Annotated in this window: 12 protein-coding genes and 1 pseudogene; 3 read left to right on the top strand and 10 right to left on the bottom strand. The window is 72.5% G+C overall.

Features of this window, described 5'->3' with window-relative positions; genetic code table 11:
- Positions 1 to 7 precede the first annotated feature (7 nt).
- From ABD743_RS15520 to ABD743_RS15490, 7 genes are all read right to left on the bottom strand, one after another.
- Positions 8 to 1,111 carry an SWIM zinc finger family protein gene (locus ABD743_RS15520; RefSeq protein ID WP_344722752.1) on the bottom strand — a complete coding sequence of 368 codons (1,104 nt, stop codon included), beginning with the start codon at positions 1,109 to 1,111 and terminating at the stop codon, positions 8 to 10.
- On the bottom strand, positions 1,108 to 3,753 hold the full coding sequence (locus ABD743_RS15515) for a DEAD/DEAH box helicase (protein WP_344722809.1): 2,646 nt from the start codon (positions 3,751 to 3,753) through the stop codon (positions 1,108 to 1,110). The genes ABD743_RS15520 and ABD743_RS15515 overlap by 4 nt, the downstream gene beginning before the upstream one ends.
- Positions 3,754 to 3,869: 116 nt before the next feature.
- Positions 3,870 to 6,143 (bottom strand): ATP-binding cassette domain-containing protein, encoded by a 2,274-nt coding sequence (locus ABD743_RS15510; protein ID WP_344722751.1) that lies wholly within the window; start codon positions 6,141 to 6,143, stop codon positions 3,870 to 3,872.
- A 98-nt stretch (positions 6,144 to 6,241) separates the two neighbouring features.
- Complete coding sequence (locus ABD743_RS15505; protein WP_344722750.1) at positions 6,242 to 6,706, bottom strand: nitroreductase/quinone reductase family protein; 465 nt, start codon at positions 6,704 to 6,706, stop codon at positions 6,242 to 6,244.
- Entirely contained in the window at positions 6,703 to 7,515 is an 813-nt protein-coding gene (locus ABD743_RS15500) for an ABC transporter permease (protein ID WP_344722749.1), read from the bottom strand. Before ABD743_RS15500 ends, ABD743_RS15505 begins: the two co-directional genes overlap by 4 nt.
- Positions 7,512 to 8,498: an ATP-binding cassette domain-containing protein gene (locus ABD743_RS15495; RefSeq protein WP_344722748.1), complete on the bottom strand. Its 987-nt coding sequence runs from the start codon at positions 8,496 to 8,498 to the stop codon at positions 7,512 to 7,514. The genes ABD743_RS15500 and ABD743_RS15495 overlap by 4 nt, the downstream gene beginning before the upstream one ends.
- A 93-nt stretch (positions 8,499 to 8,591) precedes the next feature.
- Positions 8,592 to 9,191: a PadR family transcriptional regulator gene (locus ABD743_RS15490; protein WP_344722747.1), complete on the bottom strand. Its 600-nt coding sequence runs from the start codon at positions 9,189 to 9,191 to the stop codon at positions 8,592 to 8,594.
- Positions 9,192 to 9,332: 141 nt separating this feature from the next.
- On the opposite strand from ABD743_RS15490, the gene ABD743_RS15485 reads away from it, so the two are divergent.
- Positions 9,333 to 9,983: a DUF4232 domain-containing protein gene (locus ABD743_RS15485; RefSeq protein WP_344722746.1), complete on the top strand. Its 651-nt coding sequence runs from the start codon at positions 9,333 to 9,335 to the stop codon at positions 9,981 to 9,983.
- 22 nt (positions 9,984 to 10,005) lie between these two features.
- On the opposite strand, the gene ABD743_RS15480 is transcribed toward ABD743_RS15485, so the two are convergent.
- Entirely contained in the window at positions 10,006 to 10,947 is a 942-nt protein-coding gene (locus tag ABD743_RS15480) for an RNA polymerase sigma-70 factor (RefSeq protein ID WP_344722745.1), read from the bottom strand.
- A gap of 177 nt (positions 10,948 to 11,124) precedes the next feature.
- Between ABD743_RS15480 and ABD743_RS15475 the strand changes: the two genes are divergently transcribed.
- Entirely contained in the window at positions 11,125 to 11,610 is a 486-nt protein-coding gene (locus ABD743_RS15475) for a carboxymuconolactone decarboxylase family protein (RefSeq protein WP_344722744.1), read from the top strand.
- A gap of 42 nt (positions 11,611 to 11,652) precedes the next feature.
- Here ABD743_RS15475 and ABD743_RS15470 read toward each other — a convergent pair whose 3' ends face one another.
- On the bottom strand, positions 11,653 to 12,111 hold the full coding sequence (locus tag ABD743_RS15470; protein WP_344722743.1) for a DUF2000 family protein: 459 nt from the start codon (positions 12,109 to 12,111) through the stop codon (positions 11,653 to 11,655).
- On the opposite strand from ABD743_RS15470, the pseudogene ABD743_RS15465 reads away from it, so the two are divergent.
- A pseudogene (locus ABD743_RS15465) lies at positions 12,110 to 12,880 on the top strand (AraC family transcriptional regulator); the annotation flags it as partial. The gene ABD743_RS15470 and the pseudogene ABD743_RS15465 sit on opposite strands and share 2 nt — an antisense overlap.
- Here ABD743_RS15465 and ABD743_RS15460 read toward each other — a convergent pair.
- Positions 12,868 to 13,776 (bottom strand): TIGR03564 family F420-dependent LLM class oxidoreductase, encoded by a 909-nt coding sequence (locus tag ABD743_RS15460; RefSeq protein ID WP_344722742.1) that lies wholly within the window; start codon positions 13,774 to 13,776, stop codon positions 12,868 to 12,870. The pseudogene ABD743_RS15465 and the gene ABD743_RS15460 overlap by 13 nt on opposite strands.
- Positions 13,777 to 13,812 lie beyond the last annotated feature (36 nt).

Genomic DNA, 13,812 nt, shown 5'->3' with positions numbered 1-13,812 from the left:
TCCCGAGTCACAGGGCCGTCGCCGGATTCTGGTCCGGCGGCCCGGAGGGCCACCAGCGACCGTCGACCCGGTGGAACGGGTACCAGCGCCCGTCCACACCTCGGCGGATCCTGATCTCGGACTCGGCGCCCGCCGCGAGCAGCTCGGCCTCGGCAGCGGCCTCCTCGGGCGTCGGGTCGTTCCCGGCCCTCTCGAGGGCATCCTGACCTGCGGCTCCGGCCAGCTCCCACGCCCGGACGGCCGAGGCGATGCCCGGCCCGGCCGACGCTGCCACGCGCTGGGCCGTGGCGGGGTGGAGGGCGGCCCACCGTGCGGCGTCGGCCCACTCGGTCAGTGCGACGCCGGGCGTGGTGAGCAGCTCACGTGCCCGCACGGCCGCGTCGGCGGCGAGCAGAGGGAGGGCGTCGGGCGGAAGCCCCGGCGCCTCGGGGACGACCAGCGCCTCCGCCCGCGGCGGGTCGGGCGGTGGCGGCGGGAGCGCAGCAGGCACCGCCGCGTAGGCCTCGGTTGCCGGGACGCCTCGCTCCACCGCGCTGTCGGCGGGCTCCGCGGGGCGCGTGCGGCGCGTCCCGAGTGCCTCGAGCAGCTCGTCGGTGGCACGGCCCCGCAGCAGCAGGAGGACGAACGGGTCGTCGTCGAGCAGCCACGCCGTCTGGTAGCAGAGGGCCGCGGCGTGCTGGCAGGGGTCGCCGATGTCGGGGCAGTCGCAGTCGGACTCGAGGTCGCCGATCGTGGGCAGCAAGGGCACGCCGACTGCGTCCGCTGAGTGCACGAGCGCGCGGGGCACCTCGCCGTCGAGCAGCGCCGCGAGGTGCCCCGCCTCGGCGCCCACCTGGTCGAGCAGGCGGTCCCAGTCGGCGTCGGTCAGCTGCGTGAGATGAACCGTCACCTCGACGATCCCGTCGGGATCCTCGACGACCGCGCTGATCCGGCCCGGCGAGATCGTGATCGGCCCGACCCTGCCGCTGCCCGCGAACCGTCTGCCCCGGCGCAGCAGGACGGCGTCGAGTGCGGTGTCCTCCATCGCCGCGACGAACGCCCGCGCCCACCAGGACCGCCCGCGCCTGCCCGGCCTGGGCGGGAACGCCGCAAAGCCCCGTGCCGTGTTCATCGTTCACCTCCGCGCAGTTCGACGAGGTCGGCCAGCTCGGCGTCGGTGAGCTCGGTGAGCGCCGCCTCGCCACCGGCGAGCACGGAGTCGGCCAACGCGCGCTTGGACGCGAGCAGACCGGCGATGCGATCCTCGACGGTGCCCTCGCTGATCAGCCGGTGCACCTGGACCGGGCGGGTCTGCCCGATCCGGTACGCGCGGTCGGTGGCCTGGTCCTCGACGGCCGGGTTCCACCACCGGTCGTAGTGCACGACGTGATCGGCGCGAGTGAGGTTGAGCCCGGTGCCCGCCGCCCGCAGCGAGAGCAGGAACACCGGTACCTCGCCCTGCTGGAAACGATCGACCATGGCCTCGCGTTCGGGGATCGTGGTACCGCCGTGCAGGAACTGGACCCCCACGCCACGCCCGCGCAGGTGGCGCTCCAGGAGCCTGCCCATCCCGACGTACTGCGTGAACACCAGCGCCGCGCCATCGCCTGCGACGATCGTGGTGAGCAGTTCGTCGAGCAGTTCCAGCTTCCCGGAGCGACCGGCGAGCACCGGCTCGGCCTCGCGGACGTAGAGGGCGGGGTGGTCGCATATCTGTTTGAGCGCGGTGAGCAGCGCGAGCACGAGCCCGCGCCGCGCCATCCCGTCGGCGTCGGCGATGCGCGCCATCGTCTCGGCGACGACCGCCTCGTACAGCCCGGCCTGCTCGCGGGTGAGGCCGACCGGCCGGTCGGTCTCGGTCTTGCGGGGCAGTTCGGGCGCGATCCCGGGGTCGGACTTGCGGCGGCGCAGCAGGAACGGCCCGACCAGCCGCGCGAAGCGCTCGGCGAGCCCGGGGTGGTCACCGGCGGCGATCGGTTCGGCCCAGCGGGCACGGAACTCCGCCTGCCCGCCGAGCAGGCCCGGTGTGGTCCAGTCCAGGATCGACCACAGCTCCAGCAGGTTGTTCTCCACGGGCGTGCCGGTGAGCGCCACGCGGGCGGCCGCCGGGATGGAGCGCAGGGCCTGCGCGGTGCCCGATGCCGCGTTCTTCACGTGTTGCGCCTCGTCGGCGACCACGAGGCCCCAGCGGTGTGCGCCGAGCACGGCGGCGTCGCGGCGCATGGTGGCGTAGGTGGTGAGGACGAACCCCGCGCCGGCGGGGAGGGAGCGGCCCGCACCGTGGAAACGGTGCACGGTGACGCCGGGTGCGAACCGGGTGATCTCGCGTTCCCAGTTCCCCATCAGTGACGCAGGGCAGACGACGAACGTGGGTCCGGCGTCGAGGGCCTGCCGTCGCAGGTGCAGGGCGATGAGTGTGATCGTCTTGCCCAGGCCCATGTCGTCGGCGAGGCAGGCGCCCAGGCCGAGCGAGGTCATCCGGTCGAGCCAGCCGAGGCCGCGCAGCTGGTAGTCGCGCAGCGTGGCGGCGAGCCCGGTGGGTGGGGCGGCCGGCACGGGTGGCGTGGTGATCCTCTCCCGCAGATCCTGCAGCCACCCCGTCGCCCGCACCGGGACGGGGCCGCCGGCGGCGTCGACCTCACCGGTGAGTGCCGCGCCGAGCGCCGCCACCGCCGTGACCGGGCCGAGGGTCCGTTCCCGCGCCCGTTGCCGCGTGGCGGGGTCGACGAGCACCCACTCGTCCCGCAGCCGGACGACGGGCCGGTGACTGTGCGCGAGCTCGTCCCTCTCCTCGGGGGTGAGGGGGTCGCCGCGCAGGGCGAGCTCCCAGTCCAGCATCAGTGGCTCTGCCTCGGCTCCGAACGTCGCCGGCCCGGTGCCGTGACCGGCGACTGCGCGCGTGGAGAGCGAAGGGCGCAGGTCACGCGGCCAGTGCACGGCGATCCCACCGCCGATGAGCCGGGCTGCGGCGTCGCCGAGGAGGTCGGCGACGTCGCCGTCGTCCAGCTCCAGCTCTTCGGGTACGGCACGGCTGAGCAGCTGCTGGAGCGGCTCCCAGAACCGTGCCGCGCGCCGCACGGCCAGCAGCGCGTCGATCCGCGCCCGCGGCCCGAACCCGACCGCAGCCCCGGTCCAGACGTCGGCGAGATCGGCCACGCGGGTGGGGTCGGCGAGCGCGTGGAGCTGGACGACGGCGCGGAACCGGGCAGCGTCGGCATCGGTCTCCACGCGCAACGAGACGCGCACTCCGGCGTCGACACCCGCGGCGACCTCGTCGGACCAGTCCCGCAGCTCCGGCACGGCTTGGGGGTCGGGCGCCGCGAACAGCGAGGTGCCGACGGCCATGGTGGCGGCGGGGGAGCGCGGCAGGGTGTCGGCGACCGCGTCGATGAACGCGCGCAGCAGCGGCGCGGCCGCGGGCAGCTCCGACGGGCCGGCCCCGGGCGCCGTACGGGAATCCACGACCGCGCGCGCGGTCGGCGGCATCGCCGCGGCGAGATCGCGCAGCCGGGCCGCGTCGTCCGCGTCCAGCGGGCCGACCCGCCAGGCGTCGAACCCGGCCGGGGACACTCCCGGCAGCAGCCGGCCGCGCGCCACGAGATGCAACGCCAGTCGTGTCGTCACGGCCCAGAACCGCAGTGCCGGGTCGTCACCGCCGGTGAGCAGCAGCGCGACGGCATCGCCGACCGGCAGCCGACGTACTGCCAGCTCGTGCGCGGCGTCCCCCGGCGGCGGGACGATCACAGCGCTCCCGGGCTCGCCGACGTCCTGCATCGCGGAGCCCCAGAGCAGCACCTGGCCCACCCGCGGCGGGTCGGCCGGGACGAAGCACACCCCTCCAGACTCGAGGAGGGGAGGCCGGGATTCGGTCCGAAGCGTCGGGCTCGACGTCACCGGTCTCCTGCCGTCGCGCCGACATAGCGGGCCAGGTGCTCGCCGGTGAACGAGGCGGGCGACTCGACCAGCGTGGCAGGCGGCCCCTCGAACACCACGTCCCCGCCGTCGTCGCCGCCGTCCGGGCCGAGGTCGATCACCCAGTCGGCGTGCGCGATGACGTCGAGGTTGTGCTCCACGACGATCACCGAGCTGCCGCCCTCGACGAGCCGGTCGAGGAGCCCGAGCAGGTGCCCGCAGTCGGACATGTGCAGTCCCGTGGTCGGCTCGTCGAGCACGTAGATGTTGCTCTTCTCGTGCAGCCGCCCGGCGAGTTTGAGCCGCTGGCACTCGCCGCCCGACAGCGTGGAGAGCGGCTGACCGAGCGTCAGGTAGCCCAGGCCGACGTCCACGACCGCCTGTAGTCGCTTGCGGATGTCACGGGCGGTGAAGAACTCCAGCGCCTGCTCGGCGGTCATGTCGAGGGCGTCGGAGATCGACTTCCCGTTGACGGTGAGGGCCAGCACCTCCTCCGTGTAGCGCCTGCCCCCGCAGTCGGTGCACGTGGAGCGCACACCGTCGAGGAACGCGAGGTCGGTGTAGACCACGCCGAGGCCGTTGCATCCGGGGCAGGCGCCCTCGGAGTTGAAGCTGAACAACGCGGGTTTGACGCCGGTCTCCTTGGCGTAGAGCTTGCGGATCGGGTCCATCACGCCGGTCCAGGTGGCCGGCGTGGAGCGGATGGACGTGGACACCGCGGTCTGGTCGACGACGATCGCCTCCGGGTGCTGTGGCACCAGCACCTCACGAACGAGTGTGCTCTTGCCCGACCCGGCCACCCCCGTGAGCGCCACGAGCACGCCGAGCGGGATGTCCACGTCGAATCCGCGCAGGTTGTTGGCCGAGGCGTTCTCCAGGCGCAGGTGCCCCGTGGGGGTGCGCGGGTTCTCCCGCAGCGTGACCTGCCGGTGCAGGAACTCGCCCGTCAGCGTGCCGGACGACGCCAGGCCGGCCACCTCGCCCTCGTAGACGATCCGGCCGCCCTCGGTGCCGGCACGCGGACCGAGCTCGACGACGTGGTCGGCCGCGGTGATGACGTCCGAGTCGTGCTCGACGACGAGCACCGTGTTGCCTTTGTCGCGCAGCCGATGCAGCAGCGCGTTCATCCGCCCGACGTCGCGGGGGTGCAGCCCGATCGTCGGCTCGTCGAACACGTACATGACGTCCACCAGCGACGATCCGAGGAGGCGCACCATCTTGATCCGCTGCGACTCCCCACCCGAGAGCGTGGAGGTCTCCCGGTCGAGGGTGAGGTAGCCCAGCCCCATGTCGATCAGCGCTCCGACGCGGGTGAGGGCCTCGTCCACTAGCGGCGCGACCTCGGGCGTGCGGAGCGTGGCGAGCACGGCGCGCAGGGAGCCCAGGTCGAGCGCGGTGAGCGAGGGCAACGTGTGCCCGTCCACGGTGGCGGTGCGGGGCGCCTCGGCGAGTCTCGTGCCGGCGCAGGCCGGGCAGCGCACCGAGGTGGTGTAGGTGGCGACGGCCTCCCGCTTGCCCTCGGACGCCTCCTCGACCTCGACGAAGAGCCGGTTGAACTTGGTCTCGACGCCCTCGAAGTCGACCTTCATGGACTTGCGGCCCACGAACTGCAGCGTCACCTTCTCGTCGGCCCCGTAGAGCAGGAGCTTCCACTCCTCGTCGGTGTAGTCGCGCAGCGGCTTGTCGAGGTCGAAGCGCCCGGACCCCGCGTAGGTGTGCCAGTACCAGCTGTCGACCGCCCAGTTCCGGTGCAGGATCGCGCCCTCGTTGAGCGACTTGGAGCGGTCGAACATCTTGTCGTGGTCGAGCTGGATCTTGCGGCCGATGCCCTTGCACTCGGGGCACATGCCCTGCGGGTCGTTGAAGCCGAACACGTTGCTATAGCCGAGGTGCGGCGTCGAACGGCGGGAGAACAGCAGCCGCAGGAACGAGTTGATGTCGGTGACAGTGCCCAGCGTGGAGCGGCTCCCGCCGCCCAGCCGTTTCTGGTCGACGACGATCGCCGTGGAGAGGTTCTCGATCAGGTCGGCGTCGGGCTGGCCCAGCTTCGGCAGGAAACCCCGCACGAACGCGGAGAACGTCTCGTTGAGCTGGCGCTGCGCCTCCGCGGCGATCGTGTCGAAGACCAGCGACGACTTTCCCGACCCGGACACCCCGACGAACGCCGTGATCTGCCGCTTCGGGATCCGTACGGACACGTTGCGAAGGTTGTTCTCCCGCGCGCCGGTGACGACGATGAATTCCTGCTGCATCGGGCTCCCTCGGGGTGGGGTCGGCGGTGCTCGTGCGGGGTGTCAGGGGAGCGGACTCGTCCGGGACGTGAATGTCATCGGCAGTGCCGTCGAGGATGTCACCCGGCTACGTCGTCCGGATTGTCCAGGCGGAACACCGCACAGCGTCCGGCGAGGCCTTGGAACGCCTCCGGCGTGAGCTCGTCGACCACACCGGCGTCGCGCATGATCTTCGCCCCCTCGGCGATGCGGACCGGCCACGCTCGCAGGATCGGCACGGCGGCCTGCGGGTCGAGCTCGACGAGCCGCACGCGCTCGTGAGTCTTCCCCACGCTGAGCGTGCCGGTACCGGCCGCACGCGCGTTGCGGGCCCAGTCGGCGCCGGGGAAGCCTTCGAGCAGGTAGCGCTTCCCGTCCAGGTCGAGCACCGACAGCGGGGTGCGGCGCGGCTCCCCGCTCTTGCGGCCCGGCACGGTCAGCACCGTCAGGTCCTTCATCCCGAGCCCGAGACGCTGCACCGTCAGCAGCACCCGGTTCATCGGCTTCAGCCACCGTGGCGGCGTGGCGGTCTTCTTGGCACTCATCGGCTCATCTCCCGGTAGCGGTACACGGACAGCGGCGCGAACACCGCGACGATCACCAACGGCCACACCACGGCCATCAGCACCGGGTGCTGGGCGACCCAGGAGTCACCACCCCAACCGGGATTGCCGAAGAGCGCGCGGGTGGCGGCCGCCGTGGACGAGAGCGGGTTCCACTCCGCGATCGTCGCGACGACGGCGGGCATCGTGGCCGGGGCGACGAAGAGCCCGGAAAGGAACCCGACCGGGAACTCGAGCGTCTGCACGGCGGTGACGGCTCCGGCGCTGCGCACGAGCAGGCCCAGGTAGATGCCCACCCAGAGCAGCGCGAACCGCAGCAGGAGAAGGAGCCCGACGGCGAGGACGACCGCGCCGGGGCTCCCCGACGAACGCCAGCCGACCACGAGCCCCACCAGCAGCAGCACCCCGAGTGCGATCGCCGAGGTCACCATGTCGGCCGCGGCACGCCCGACCAGCACCGCCGATGGCGCCATGGGCATCGAGCGGAACCGGTCGGTGATACCCCGCTGCGCGTCGGTGACGACGGCGATCATGGTGGCGGAGAGCCCGAAGAGCATCGTCATCGTGAACAGCCCGGGCAGGAGAGCCTGGCGGTAGTCACCCCCGCGGGGCACGGCCATCATGCCGCCGAGCAGGAACGCGAACATCAACACGAGCAGGATCGGGAATCCGACCGCACCGGCCAGCTCGGCAGGTTGGCGACGCAGGTGGGCGAGGTACCGGCGGGTGAGGACGGCGGCGTCGGCCACCGCCCACCACAACCGGGAGCCGGGACGGGTCAGGACCGTCACGCGGCCACCTCCGTGGTCGTGGAGGAGCCGGTGAGCTGCAGGAACACCTCATCCAGCGTCGGGCGGCGGACGGTGAGGTCCTCGGCGTCGATGCCCTCGGCCTGCAGCCCGTGCACCGTGGCCGCGAGCGCCGCCATCCGGTCGGCGACGGGCGCCGCGACCCGCCGGGTGGCCGGGTCGACCTCGGCCTCGGTGCCCGCCACGCGTTCCACGAGCGCCGCGGCGCGCGCGAGGTCGCCGGTGTGCCGCACGACCAGGTCCACCCGGTCGCCACCGATCCGTGTGCGCAGCTCGTCCGGAGTGCCCTCGGCGATCACCCGCCCACCGCCACCTCGGGGAGCCGCCAGCACGGAGATCCGGTCCGCGAGCTGGTCGGCCTCGTCGAGGTACTGGGTGGTCAGGAGCACGGTGGTGCCGCCGGCGACGAGCGCGCGCACGGCGCCCCACACCTCTGCCCGGCTGCGCGGGTCGAGCCCGGTGGTCGGTTCGTCGAGGAACAGCACGGCCGGGGCGAGGATCATGCTGACCGCCAGGTCCAGCCGGCGGCGCATTCCCCCGGAGTAGCGCCCGACCGCTCGACGTCCGGCGTCGACCAGGTCGAACCGCTCCAGCAGCTCGTCGGCTCGGCGCCGGGCGTCGGACGCGGAGAGGTGGAACAGCCGGCCGAACATCACGAGGTTGGCGTGCCCGTCGAGGATCTCGTCGACGGCGGGGTTCTGGCCCACGAGCCCGATCTGCCTCCTGACGTCGGGGGCCTGGGTCGTGACGTCGAGCCCGGCGATCGTGGCGCGCCCGCTGTCGGCGCGCAGCAAAGTGGTGAGGATGCGTACGGCGGTGGTCTTGCCCGCACCGTTGGGCCCCAGGAGGCCGTGGACGGTGCCGGACGGCACAGTGAGGTCGAAGCCGTCGAGTGCCTGCTCGTGGGAACCGGGATAGCGCTTGCGGATCGCCTCAGCCGTGACCGCGGCGGCAGCGGGGACCATGACCCTCCCGATACTCAAACTTGAATCTGGCCGCCGAGTGTGCACAACAACGACCTGGTGTGCAAATTTGAATCGCCCGAAACCGGACGACTGTTACGGCGCCGGGTGCTCCGGTGGGTTCTGCAGCTGCGGCCAGCTGCCGGGCTTCCCCGGGGAGCCCGGCTCGCCCGCCATCAGGTACGCCCCCGCCTCCAGGCGCTCGATCACACCGCGCGTCCAGTCCGCACCACCCGCGGCGGTGTGCTCCCAGAGCCCGAACAGCTCCCGGACGTGCGGAGGCTCCGCCCACGCGTCCACCTGCGCCTGAGCCTTCTCGCGGGTCTGCTCGAGGGTGGCCAGCCGCTCGCGCAGCAGCGTGATCGCCTCCGCGCGGGGGAGTGAGGGCAGCATGGCGAGCGCGGCCCCCAGGAAGTCCGGCCGTGGCTGGGGGCGCCGCACCGCGTCACGCAGGAGCCGCATGAACTCGGCCTCACCGCGCTCGGTGAGCTCGTAGTCGGTGCGACCTGGGATGTCGTTGTGGTCGAGCAGGTGGCCGGCCTGCGTGAGTGACTTCAGCGCGTGGTAGATCGATCCCCACTTGACGTTCGCCCACTCGTCCGCGCCCCATGACAGCAGGTCGTTGCCCACGCGATAGCCATGTGCCCGGCCGTACCCCCGCACGATCCCGAGCACCAGCAGTCGCGTTGCCGACATCCATCACCTCTCGTCACAGGGTGGCGCCAGGGTAGGACAACCTGCCGCGGCCGCCGGATCGGATGATTCCCGGAGCACCCCGAGAGGCGCCCGCGCGGTGGGCGCAGTATGAGCCGACGGACGAGGCACGGGGGGACCACGGTGACGACACGACGGATGGGCCGGATCGCGGCGGCGGGAGCGCTCGCGGGAGGCCTCCTCCTACTGGCGGGCTGCTCCGGGGGCAGCGGGACCGCAACGGCACCCCCGCCCGTACAGGTGCCGCCGGTGACCGGCGCACCGACCGCCCAGAGCGCCCCCACGAGCCAACCGGGCACCGCCCAGCCGACCCGCACGGAGGTCCCGAGCAATGACGGAGCGGCCGCGGGGCCGCAGCGGTGCACCACGGGCGAGCTGTCGGCGTCGCTCGGGCAAGGCGACGCGGGAGCGGGTTCGGCGTTCTTCCCGCTGATCTTCACCAACACCGGCTCGCGCACCTGCGAGCTCCGCGGCTTCCCCGGCGTCTCCTACGTCGCGGGCGACGACGGTCACCAGGTGGGGCAGGCTGCCGCGATGTCGGGCGAGCGTGGAGCGCAGGTCCCGATCGCACCCGGAGCCACAGCCGTGGCCCAACTCCGGCTGGCGAACGCCCTGAACTTCGACGAGGCGACCTGCCGGCCCACACCGGTGCGCGGGCTGCGGGTCTACCCCCCGGGCGACACCGCATCGCTCTTCGTCCCGATGGACGGCACCGGCTGCGCGGGACCGCTCACCGAATCACTGCTGACGGTGCAGACGATCACAGCCCCCTGACGGTGCCGTACGCGGCTGAGGCTCAGCGGCGCAGGGCGGTCTCCTGCTCCATGTGCGACAGCTTCTCGGGATTGCGCACGGCGTAGAGCCCGGTGACGAGGCCGTCGTCGATGCGCACCGCCACGACGGTGTCGATCTCGCCATCGAGCCGCATGATCAGCGCCGGATAGCCATTGACCTGGGCCGGCTGCATCGACACCGCACCGGCGACCCTGCCCAACCCGGCGGCCAGCAGACGGGCCACCTTGTCGGATCCCACGATCGGCCGCGGAACGGCCTGCTTGAGTCCGCCACCGTCGCCCACGAGAACGACGTCCGGCGCGAGGATGTCCAGCAGGCGTTGCATGTCACCCGTCTCGACCGCCCGTTGGAACGCCTCGATCGCGTCTCGGGTCTCGGCTGCCGAAACGACCCCGCGCGGGCGGCGCGCGGCGACATGCGACCGTGCCCGGTGCGCGATCTGACGGACCGCGGCCGGGCTCTTGTCGACGGCCTTCGCGATCTCGTCGTAGGTCAGATCGAACACCTCGCGCAGCACGAACACCGCCCGCTCGGTCGGCGTGAGCGTCTCCAGGACCAGCAGCATCGCGATCGAGACGCTGTCGGCCAACTCGACGTCCTCGGCCACGTCGGGCGCGGTCAGCAACGGCTCGGGCAGCCAGGAGCCGACGTAGGACTCCTTGCGGCGGCCGAGGGAACGCAGCCGGCTCAGCGCCTGGCGAGTGGTGATCCGAACCAGGTACGCACGCTGGTTCTGCACCTCGGCGAGGTCGACGCCCGCCCACCGCAGCCAGGTCTCCTGAAGGACGTCCTCCGCGTCGGCAGCCGAGCCGAGCATCTCGTAGGCGACGGTGAACAGCAGGTTGCGGTGGGCGAGGAACGCCTCGGTTGCGGGGTCCGGACGGTCGTCCCGGCCCATGCCTCCGCCGCGATCATCGGGTGCCGTCCGCGACATGCCGGCCATGGGCGTGACTCCTGTTCACTCGCGACTGTGTCACCACCAGACACCGGGCCCCGCCGTTTTGTGACACCGGGCGGTTGGTGGTGTACGTCACGTCACCGGCGCTGTCACACGGACCGGGACGCCGGCATCTCGTGTTCGTCCACCGCAGCACACAACACCACGAGTGAGGACGACATCATGGACGCCCGGTTCAACCTGTTCGACAACGAGATCGCCGCCAAGTTCGCCAAGCGGTTCGCCAACACCGCCATGGTGATCCACCAGTCGCCGCTGCCGACGTCCACCCAGGAACTGGTGTCGCTGCGCGCCAGCCAGATCAACGGCTGCGGTTGGTGCATCGACATGCACACCAAGGAAGCCGCGGCTGCCGGCGAAACCCCGGTCCGGCTCAACCTGGTCGCCGCCTGGCGTGAGTCGACCGTGTTCACCGAGGCCGAGCAGGCCGCGCTCGCGCTCGCCGAGGAGGGCAGCCGCCTCGCCGACGCCCACCAGGGCGTGTCCGACGAGACGTGGGCCCAGGTACGCAAGCACTACGACGACGACCAGATCGCCGCGCTGGTCTGTCTGGTCGCCCTGATCAACGCCGCCAACCGGCTCGCCGTGATCGTGCACCAGAAGGGGGGCTCCTACGAGCCCGGCATGTTCGCCGCCGCGACCGGCTGATCGACAGCCGAACCCCGGCCCGCGCACGTCCCGCTGGTTCCCTCACGGATGCATGGTGGCGCCGCGCAACACCTTGTCCACGGCGTTGCGCGGGCCGTGCACGGCCAGGCCCACCAGCTTGAGGTCGTCGCGGGCGACGGCCCGTACCGCCGCACGGTTCGCCTCGTCGTGCCCGGTCCCGAACAGCTCCTCGGTGAACACGGCCGCCGGGATGCCCCGGCGGACCGCGCGCTCATGCGCGGCGGCGAGCACCTCCGCGTCGCCGGTGAGCACGAGCACCGGCTGGCGGAACATCGGCAGGTACGGGGTGTCGTCCGCATCGGCGTAGGGCTCGCCGAGCAGTTCGGGGTTGGCCGCGATCCCGCTGGCGAGGAAGGCGGTGACGTTCAGCCGTTGCCACATCTGCAGGTCATCACGCAGCAGTACGGCGATCTTGGTCTCGAAGCGCACGGTTCGAGCGTGCACGGGTGGGACCGTCGCGTTCTTGTACGTTGTGAGCATGCCTGCGGTACGGGCGTGGGCGCCGTCAGTGCCGGGGATCGTCGAGGTCTTCCACGCACGGTTCACCGATCACGCGTATCCCGAGCACGCCCACGACACCTGGACGCTGCTCGTCGTCGACGAGGGCGCGATCCGCTACGACCTGGACCACCACGAGCACGGGGCGTTGCGACCTGCGGTGACCCTGCTGCCGCCGCACGTGTCCCACACCGGGCGGTCCGCCACCGAGCACGGCTTCCGTAAACGGGTGCTCTACATCGACACGGAGGTCCTCGACGAGTCGCTGGTCGGCGCCTCGGTCGACGCCCCGACCTTCGACGACGCGCTGCTGCGCACCCGCGTCGACCAGCTGCACCAGGCCCTCGAGGCCGGCGGTACCGCGCTGGAGGCCGAGAGCAGGCTCGCGCTGATCGGCGACCGGATCCGCCGGCACCTGCGCGCACCGACCGCCGAGCCCGCACCCGACCGGCTCGCCGCGGACCTGCGGGACCTGCTCGACGCCCACACCGTGGCGGGACTCGCCCTGCGCGACGCAGCCGCCCTGCTGCACGCGCACCCGTCCCACCTGGTCCGCTGCTTCACCCGCACCTACGGGCTCCCGCCACACCGCTACCTCACCGGCCGCCGCGTCGAGGCCGCCCGTCGTCGCCTGCTCGACGGTCAACCGCCCGCCGACGTCGCGATCGCCGTCGGGTTCCACGACCAGGCACACCTGCATCGGCATTTCGCCCGCCTGGTCGGCACCACACCAGGCCGCTACGCCCGCAGCTCTCCGCGCGCGAGCTCGGCGAAGAACGCCACCGTGCGGGCCCGTTCGGCGGGTGGTCCCACCGGGCACAGCTGGATCTCCGTGGCACCGGCGTCGGCGAAGCGCCGCACCACCTTCTCGAGCTCGGCCTCGTCACCGGCGACGACGGTGTCCGCAGGGCCGGACAAGCCCTCCCGGTCCAGCGACCGGCGGTAGCTCGGCAGCTCGCCTGCGATGCCGAACGCCTCGGCCACGTACTCGCGCGCAGCGTCCGGGTCGTGGGTCAGGCTGGCGACCACCCCGACCACGACCTGTGGGTCGGGTCTCCCTTCCGCCGCAGCGCGGACCTGCGGAACGACGTACTCCGCAAGCCCACGCGGGCCCGACCACGTGGTGATCACCCCGTCGGCCCGCTCGCCTGCCAGCCGCAGCATCCGCGGGCCGTGCGCGGCAAGCAGGAGCGGCGGCCGGGGTACATCGGGCACCTCCACCCGGCCTGCGGCCGCCACGGTCGCGGTCCGGACGTCGACGGCCTCGCCCCGCAGCGCAGGCGCGAGCACCGCCAGGTGGTCCTCGACATGCTGCCCCGGGCGTGCCCACCGGTAGCCGTAGCGGCTCTCGACGATGACCTGGTGGCTCGGGCCGACACCGAGCGTGAGCCGGCCGCCCACCGCCGCCTGCGTGGTGAGGGCCTGCGCGGCGAGGGCCAGCGGGTGGTGTGGCCACGTGAGCGCGACCGCGGTGCCCAGCCCGATCTGCGGCGCCCTGGCGCCCACCGCGGTGATCAGGGTGAGCGGATCCCACCCGTTCCGCTGTCCGAACCAGGCTCGCGCGAAACCGAGCCGTTCCGCATCCACGACGTCTGCGACCACGGCGGTGAGCGGCCGGTCGTCGTCGATCCACATCCCGATCTGCATGTCCCCCAGCCCAGCGCGTGGTGGGCAGCCGATCAA

It is taken from the genome of Pseudonocardia yunnanensis (genome assembly GCF_039534065.1).
Taxonomy (GTDB): Bacteria; Actinomycetota; Actinomycetes; order Mycobacteriales; family Pseudonocardiaceae; genus Pseudonocardia; species Pseudonocardia yunnanensis.
This window is presented reverse-complemented; position numbering and strand designations above follow the sequence as displayed.

Excerpts from the sequence above, each read along its gene's own strand:
- ABD743_RS15520 (WP_344722752.1), bottom strand. The coding sequence starts at position 1,111 with ATGAACACGGCACGGGGCTTTGCGGCGTTCCCGCCCAGGCCGGGCAGG.
- ABD743_RS15515 (WP_344722809.1), bottom strand. The coding sequence starts at position 3,753 with ATGCAGGACGTCGGCGAGCCCGGGAGCGCTGTGATCGTCCCGCCGCCG.
- ABD743_RS15510 (WP_344722751.1), bottom strand. The coding sequence starts at position 6,143 with ATGCAGCAGGAATTCATCGTCGTCACCGGCGCGCGGGAGAACAACCTT.
- ABD743_RS15505 (WP_344722750.1), bottom strand. The coding sequence starts at position 6,706 with ATGAGTGCCAAGAAGACCGCCACGCCGCCACGGTGGCTGAAGCCGATG.
- ABD743_RS15495 (WP_344722748.1), bottom strand. The coding sequence starts at position 8,498 with ATGGTCCCCGCTGCCGCCGCGGTCACGGCTGAGGCGATCCGCAAGCGC.
- ABD743_RS15490 (WP_344722747.1), bottom strand. The coding sequence starts at position 9,191 with ATGTCGGCAACGCGACTGCTGGTGCTCGGGATCGTGCGGGGGTACGGC.
- ABD743_RS15480 (WP_344722745.1), bottom strand. The coding sequence starts at position 10,947 with ATGGCCGGCATGTCGCGGACGGCACCCGATGATCGCGGCGGAGGCATG.
- ABD743_RS15475 (WP_344722744.1), top strand. The coding sequence starts at position 11,125 with ATGGACGCCCGGTTCAACCTGTTCGACAACGAGATCGCCGCCAAGTTC.
- ABD743_RS15470 (WP_344722743.1), bottom strand. The coding sequence starts at position 12,111 with ATGCTCACAACGTACAAGAACGCGACGGTCCCACCCGTGCACGCTCGA.
- ABD743_RS15460 (WP_344722742.1), bottom strand. The coding sequence starts at position 13,776 with ATGCAGATCGGGATGTGGATCGACGACGACCGGCCGCTCACCGCCGTG.